Source organism: Vibrio minamisatsumaniensis, assembly GCF_050337445.1.
GTDB lineage: Bacteria > Pseudomonadota > Gammaproteobacteria > Enterobacterales > Vibrionaceae > Vibrio > Vibrio artabrorum.
Genome location: NZ_JAKJSY010000125.1, coordinates 1 through 6,741 on the forward strand (window position 1 = coordinate 1; position 6,741 = coordinate 6,741).

The 6,741-nt window shown below is 41.3% G+C and carries 9 protein-coding genes; 4 read left to right on the plus strand and 5 right to left on the minus strand.

Annotated elements, in window-relative coordinates:
- Positions 1-220, plus strand: a 220-nt coding sequence (locus L4B77_RS18995) for an IS3 family transposase (RefSeq protein ID WP_429752356.1), incomplete at its 5' end; no start/stop codon positions are given.
- Between the two features lie 233 nt (positions 221-453).
- Positions 454-669, plus strand: coding sequence for a hypothetical protein (locus L4B77_RS19000; RefSeq protein WP_429752358.1), 216 nt, complete (start codon positions 454-456; stop codon positions 667-669).
- 218 nt (positions 670-887) lie between these two features.
- Here L4B77_RS19000 and L4B77_RS19005 read toward each other — a convergent pair whose 3' ends face one another.
- From L4B77_RS19005 to L4B77_RS19020, 4 genes are all read right to left on the minus strand, one after another.
- Positions 888-1,226, minus strand: coding sequence for a cytosolic protein (locus L4B77_RS19005; protein ID WP_429752360.1), 339 nt, complete (start codon positions 1,224-1,226; stop codon positions 888-890).
- A 265-nt stretch (positions 1,227-1,491) separates the two neighbouring features.
- A complete protein-coding gene (locus L4B77_RS19010) occupies positions 1,492-2,679 on the minus strand; it encodes an MFS transporter (RefSeq protein ID WP_429752362.1) in 1,188 nt (395 codons plus the stop codon).
- Between the two features lie 510 nt (positions 2,680-3,189).
- A complete protein-coding gene (locus L4B77_RS19015; protein ID WP_429752364.1) occupies positions 3,190-4,116 on the minus strand; it encodes a hypothetical protein in 927 nt (308 codons plus the stop codon).
- 303 nt (positions 4,117-4,419) lie between these two features.
- The gene (locus L4B77_RS19020; protein WP_429752366.1) at positions 4,420-5,292 is read right to left on the minus strand and encodes an alpha/beta fold hydrolase; all 873 of its coding nucleotides are present in this window, start codon (positions 5,290-5,292) and stop codon (positions 4,420-4,422) included.
- A gap of 378 nt (positions 5,293-5,670) precedes the next feature.
- Between L4B77_RS19020 and L4B77_RS19025 the strand changes: the two genes are divergently transcribed.
- Both L4B77_RS19025 and L4B77_RS19030 read left to right on the plus strand, forming a co-directional pair.
- Positions 5,671-6,219 carry a DUF3223 domain-containing protein gene (locus tag L4B77_RS19025; protein ID WP_429752368.1) on the plus strand — a complete coding sequence of 183 codons (549 nt, stop codon included), beginning with the start codon at positions 5,671-5,673 and terminating at the stop codon, positions 6,217-6,219.
- Positions 6,220-6,251: 32 nt separating this feature from the next.
- Complete coding sequence (locus L4B77_RS19030) at positions 6,252-6,515, plus strand: Hachiman antiphage defense system protein HamA (protein ID WP_429752370.1); 264 nt, start codon at positions 6,252-6,254, stop codon at positions 6,513-6,515.
- Here L4B77_RS19030 and L4B77_RS19035 read toward each other — a convergent pair.
- Positions 6,512-6,741, minus strand: a 230-nt coding sequence (locus tag L4B77_RS19035) for an IS3 family transposase (protein WP_429752372.1), incomplete at its 5' end; no start/stop codon positions are given. The two genes, L4B77_RS19030 and L4B77_RS19035, sit on opposite strands and share 4 nt — an antisense overlap.

The following is a 6,741-nucleotide window of genomic DNA, read 5'->3' on the forward strand; positions in this document are numbered from 1 at the left end:
AAGCATGAGTAGGAAGGGGAATTGTTGGGATAACGCCTGTGTTGAAAGCTTTTTCCACTCAATGAAAGTAGAAGCCGTCCAATACGAGCCGATAATGACCCGAGAAGAGATGCGCCAAGCGCTTTTTGAATACATTGAAGTTGATTATAATCGAACAAGAAGGCACAGTGCTCTTGGGTATCTAAGCCCAGTTAACTTTGAAAAACAATATGTCGCTTAATGCGGTGTCCAGTCTAACTGGAGCAGATCACAGACCCTACTCCTGACGACGGAAATGTAATTGGTAAAGATAGTGATGGCGATGGCTTACGTGACGACTATGCAGTTACCGTCGAAGAGACTTATACAAATACACAAGAAGTTGCACTAGCTACTCAGGCTGGTAAAGAGTTCGGAAAACTTCTCGAATTTAGTGAAAATAACATTGAAATTACGGTAGAAGATGCTCAGTTAATGGCAATTGATGGTATTACAATTCAATACTGTATTGATATTTACAAGCAAACCAACCCTGACTTTGTAAACCCTATCGACTTATATTACGACACAATCGAACGTGCAATTGCAAGTAACGAAGCATCAACTCAGCTGTATAAAGCTTTACAAGGAAACGAGCCTGATATTTATGATATTGATTGTAATGTGTTCTTAGAAGGGGTTTCAAAATGAATAAAGTATTAGCATCAATATTTATCACACTTTTTTCTATTAGCTCTGATCTACACCTGAGAAATTGGACACTCAATAAACGACTTTTCCATATTTAAAGTTATACGCATTTCCCTAGTTTACGTGATTACCCTAAGTAGCTTTTGTCCAATTTCGTGTTAAATAGAGAGCTAACCACCGCGATGTCAATTCCGTAATTTCAATGAACTGATCAAAGCTCAATCCATTCGGGTAATGAAGGTTTGCTCGTCATCGACAAAAGCCACGTAGCCGCCGTGATAGATGAAAACACGCCCACGCCCTTCTACGATACACGCCAGTTGTGGGTTCAAATCTTCTTCAAGATCCTTACTTTGGTAGGTGCCAGTATCAGTGATCACGCCGCGGAGTGTAGGCAAAAACCCACAGCTGCGCTTAGCTTGATCAATCAGGCTTAATTCACTGCTAATAGAAAAGTAAGACGGGATAGGACCAGCATCTTCGATAAACATCGGTTTCAGTTCTTCAAAAGCTGTAATCACCAGCCAGTCGATGCCGTTCACATGATGGATAAACATTGTTTATAAATACCTAGATTCTCGATAGTTCTGATGCGAGGATTCTATCACTATCAAGTGTAGAACGTGGGAGAAATTGAGTTTTGCTCGGAACACAAGAAGGCCCCGTATTCGCTAGGCCTTGGTTTTATCTTCTAATGGCTATAACTATCTTTTAATAACTACAGCGCCCGACTTCACCTGCTTCAAAGCTTTCACCAGAGTAATGTTGAATTGCTGAGTTGTGCTAACAATGGGAAATGATCAGTGAGATAAATGAGTGTCACTATTGTTTCTGTAGCCTATCGAATCCATTAATCCACTGATGAAGCTGCGTGCCCATAGTCAACGACACAAACAGGCTAATCAAAGCAATCACAGATCCTGTAACAAACACCCATTGATAACCGGACATCCAAATTATTCCTAACAAAAATGGCAAGAACACCGCTGCAATATGATTAATGGTGAACGACAGACTCGCCGTTGAAGCCACTTCATCTTCCCGAATTGTTTTTTTAAAGTAAGTGTTTAAAGCTAACGCAAAACTAAAAATGATACTGTCGATAACATACAGCCCCGCTGCCGCATAATGATCGTCCACAAATGCGTAAGATAGGAACACCAACACTAACGCGGCATACTCAATGATCAAAGCAAGCCTTTCTCCGACTCGATCGATAAATCTTCCAACATAAGGTAGAGCAAGCGTCGCAGCTAAGCTGGAGACCATAAACAGTGCGGCCATCATTGCAATAGTATAGTGAAACTTGGTCACCATCAGTAAGCCAGCAAATGCCACAAAGATTTGTCTTCTTGCCCCACTCAAAAAGGTCAGAATGTAATAGGTTGTGTACTCACGCCGTATAACGAGTTTGGTGTGTTGCTTGACCTCTGTGGGAGTATCTCGAAACGTGATTAAATAAACTGCCAGTGAGAAACATATTAGGCCACAAGTAAAGAAGATGACCTTATCTGAAACGTCAAACAGATAGCTCGCGACCATAATACCTAGAAACGTCACCATGGAGAAAAGTGACGCAGCAGAGCGAATCTTTCCCATTGATTCACTAAAACTCTCAGTTGCTAACAATTGAGTCGAGAGTGATTTGTTTACCGCTTCTAGATAATGGAAACCGATAGACATGATTGTCGTACTAAAATAGAAGCCATAAATCGAAGGCAGATACCCCGTTACTGCAACACCTAGCCCTAATGTTGCAACCGAAAGTATCGCGACTCTCTGTTCTGAAGCGATGAACAACAGAAACAAAACAGTAAATGAGAGTAAGCCTGGGATTTCCCTAACACTCTGCAATGCACCCACATCAGCACCGGTCATACCAACAGTATCGACAGCAAAGTTATTCATCACAACTCGCCATCCAGTATTCGCTATCACTGACGCGATCGCGATAATAACCAACATCGCGAATGAGCTTCGCGATGTTAAAAACCTAAGCCAAAGAGTCATTTAAGCCGCCGATTCTAAAAGAAAATCTTGAATATGATCGCGCATAAATAAAGCCGTTATGAGTTTTCCGTTCATATTCAAATCCTCAAAAATAATGTTATGTTCTGAGCTCACTAACGATATGCAACTGAGACAAAGAACACAGAGACCATACAACTCGCTAACAAATTGTTACATGATCGTTTTTAGAATGTTATTTCTTGAGATTGGTAAGCATTCAGAGAGGTTTTACTTATTTGAGACATTCATTGGAGATTGTTATTTATCAATGAACATACAGCTGCATTGGCAAAGAGCGGTATGCAGTTCCCCCCTTTCCCGTTACCAATAAGAGATTGGAGGTGTCAACCAAGGGGCGGTTAGGAGGGGATTGGTTATCTATTTTCCCATGTATCTGCGACTTTGTTTCGCTCGATCTACAGAATACAAAAAGGCCTCGCACACGCGAGGCCTTGTTTTATCTAAGTTTCAACGAACGATCACCGAAGTAATTGGCGGTGGCAAACCAAATCAACTAGAGAGCCATTCATCCATTACTTTGATGAATTTAGGATTAATGAGATAACCGATGGAAGCGTGCGGATTGCTTTTCCCGTTACGGATATTGAGGTTGTAGACTGGGTGGATGTCTTTCATTCCGCCGGGTATCAGATCCAGTTTGAGCATATCTTTAAAGTCATTTTTAATTTTGCTGTCATGAGAGATAAAATCATCTTCTGCCGATATGTTTATCCATTGCTGAATGTTTAACGGGTACTTCTTCTCATTTTTCAAGCGGCTCCCCTTTAGCCTGTCTTTTACGTTTTCATCGCCTAACGGTGACCCAAGAGTAAGCAATAAATTGACCTTCTTGTTCGCACCATAGTCGTGTCTATACTCTCCGTAATGAGACAGCTTCCATAGCACGTCATAACTGATCATCGTGCCGAGGCTGTGCGATACGATCAACACATCATCTTGATTATCAAGCGCTTCCTTAAGTTCAACCATTAGCCTATGTCTGACATCGCTGCCAAAATAGGTATCTTCATTCCAATAATGCGCCATATCCGGTGCGACCTTCGTTATGAGTGTCTCGGCCACACCCAGCTTTCCAAATAGCGATGAAAAAGTATCGGCTAACGCCTCTTTTAGAAAACCAATCTTGGATACCTTGTTATACGTTGTTTTATTGAACTGGCTTGTCTTGTACTTCTTGAGTTCAGACAACGCTTGTTGTCGACTTGCAGGATCTTCCGTTGGTTTCTCTAACAATGTGTTAGATAGTTCGCCGTAATAGACAAACCGTTTATCGACATCTTTAAAAGCTTGTAACGAACTTGAGTCTCCACAATCTCGCTGCAAGCCATGTTCTATAGCCTCGTACCAGAGTGCTTGAAGGGAATCTTTATCGGGCTTTTGAGCGCGACCATGAATGAATATTATTTTCTTAGCCATAGCAGGACGTCCTAAATTACATAATTAAAGTTATTATTATCAATAGTAAGCATCTATTAGATTAGGTCAGCCCCTACAAATAAGTGTGATTACGATTGCATATCTAAATAATGATTGATAAATAATTTATATAACTATGAGGTGCTCGTTTAAGGACCATAAACGAGTGACAGGTGCGAACATTACTCGCAAATTGGGAATGAATGTCGCTAGCAAAACCTCCAACTACAAAAAAGCCCCGCAATCGCGAGGCCTTAGTTCTTCTATCAACGGTTACCACTATCCTTTAACAACTAAAGCGCCCTACTTCACTGACTTCACCGCTTTCATCAAGGTTGCGTTGAACTGCTGTGGTTGCTCAAGCATTGGGAAATGGCCAGAGTCTTCAATGTAGTAAATGCTGTAATCCTTGATGTGTTGCTTGTTCGCTTCTGAATCCGTTGGCCATAGGCGAGCGTTGACCAATATTACCGGTACGTTCACGTTCTCATACACGCGGTGTGCTTCGCCTGTCACGTATTGGCCTAGATAATGGCGGAACTGGTTTATCGCGATGGCTGGCGGTGCTGATGCCATGTCTTGCGTTACCCAATAAAGTAAATCTGCGTCTACGTCTTTTGGTAGCGAGTCTTTCACGAACATAGTAATGCCCACTTGGAAGTCGGCTTCAAATGGTTTGGTCATTGCATCTAGATCGCTTGGTGAAACGGCTAGTGCGACGTTTTGCGATGTATCGACACCAATAATGCCCTTCACTCTTTTCGGCATCAGTTTAGCAGCTTCTGCAATAACACCTCCCGCCATGGAATGCCCGACTAAGATGACGGATTCGAGTTGTTCTTTCTCGATGACGGCTTTGATGTCTTCAGCAAACGCAACCATGGTGTACTCTTGGCGATTAAACGATGAGTTACCATGCCCGGCTAAGTCCATGGTGATCACTTGGTACTGCTTTGCAAACTCACTCACTTGGTTCTGCCACAGCCTACTGTCTAAGCTCCAACCGTGAATGAAGATCAGTGCTGTCTCCCCACTGCCACTTTTGCCATACGCGATTTGCTCACCATCGTGAGATATCGCAATACCGTACTTAACTGTTGAATCATGAGCCATGGCATTCATGCTACCAAGCGCCATGAATACCAAGAGTGTGATGTTTAGAATTAAACGTTTCATAGTGTCTCTCTACTTACTTTGGAGGGAACACAGAAAACTCCCCTCTCAATCAATATAGTCACTATAAAGTATGAAGTTGTAGACAGGTCAAGGAAAGCTATGAGGATAACTGTCTAGACCTCGTTAATTTAAGAGCGCATATACGCAAATGGGTTGTTTATAGTAAAAAGCAGCGAGTATTCAGCCACACCATTAGTCGTGTAAATACAACTCGTAGCCATAACATTTATTAATCAAAAACAATATACCACCCTATTGTTTCCCCTAATTCGTTATTTTTGATAAGTAGCTCTACTAATCAGTAGAGATATGCATTGTAGTATAGTATTCCACAATGCAATAATGGTTACTGCTATTGATTGCACTTATGGAGAATATATGGCTAAGCCAGTGCAACTTGCTAATGGTACCTGTTTCAAAACACAGTCAGAAGCGAAAAGTCATTTCAAAGCGATCCTAAACGCTAACCGCCACCAAGCGGCAATAACGCCTCATGACGAAGAATTTTCAGACGTTCTTGCTTTATATAAACGGCATCCTGAATTTCATTGGAAAACTAAAGACGAACACAGCGTTAAAGAGTTCATCATTAAAAACACTGGTCAATTTAAAACTCGCTGTTTTCACGTTGTACATCATGATGGGTCTCTTGCTGACTGGAGCTACATAACAGCCATAAGTGGACAATTAAAAAGTCAATTTGAATGTTTTGCGGACGGGGCAAGACATTTACTCAGCAGTGGATCATATGACTTTAGGGATCCTACCTTTAAAGTAAAATGTGTCAGCTTTATCGAATCTCGTGGTTTTACGATTAATTCAATTCCCTCTAAGTGGATCTCTGCTCCGGACAAGCTTCAATATCACTCTAGCTTGACCGAGTGCATATCAAAGGATTTTGTAGATTGGTATGAAAGAAATGAGTGATAAAGCCCCTAAATATTCCTTGAGGATACCAAATGACCATAAACATTAATCGTTACTTATCAGTCGACAAAAGTTCGTATGATTCTTGTATTGGTTGTTTAGATCATGAATATAAGATTGATGGGTACAAAACTAACGTAAGACTTCATTACTTAAAGTTCGACGGTAACGGCCAGCCAATGGTCAAAGCTCTTGCGAATCTACTTTATGAATTCATCATTGATTACTGTATATCATCAGCAAACAGACCGGATCAACTTACTGATCTGCTCCAGTTAGACTGGACACCGCATTAAGCTACATATTGTTTTTCAAAGTTAACTGGGCTTAGATACCCAAGAGCACTGTGCCTTCTTGTTCGATTATAATCAACTTCAATGTATTCAAAAAGCGCTTGGCGCATCTCTTCTCGGGTCATTATCGGCTCGTATTGGACGGCTTCTACTTTCATTGAGTGGAAAAAGCTTTCAACACAGGCGTTATCCCAACAATTCCCCTTCCTACTCATGCTTTGTTTTAGAT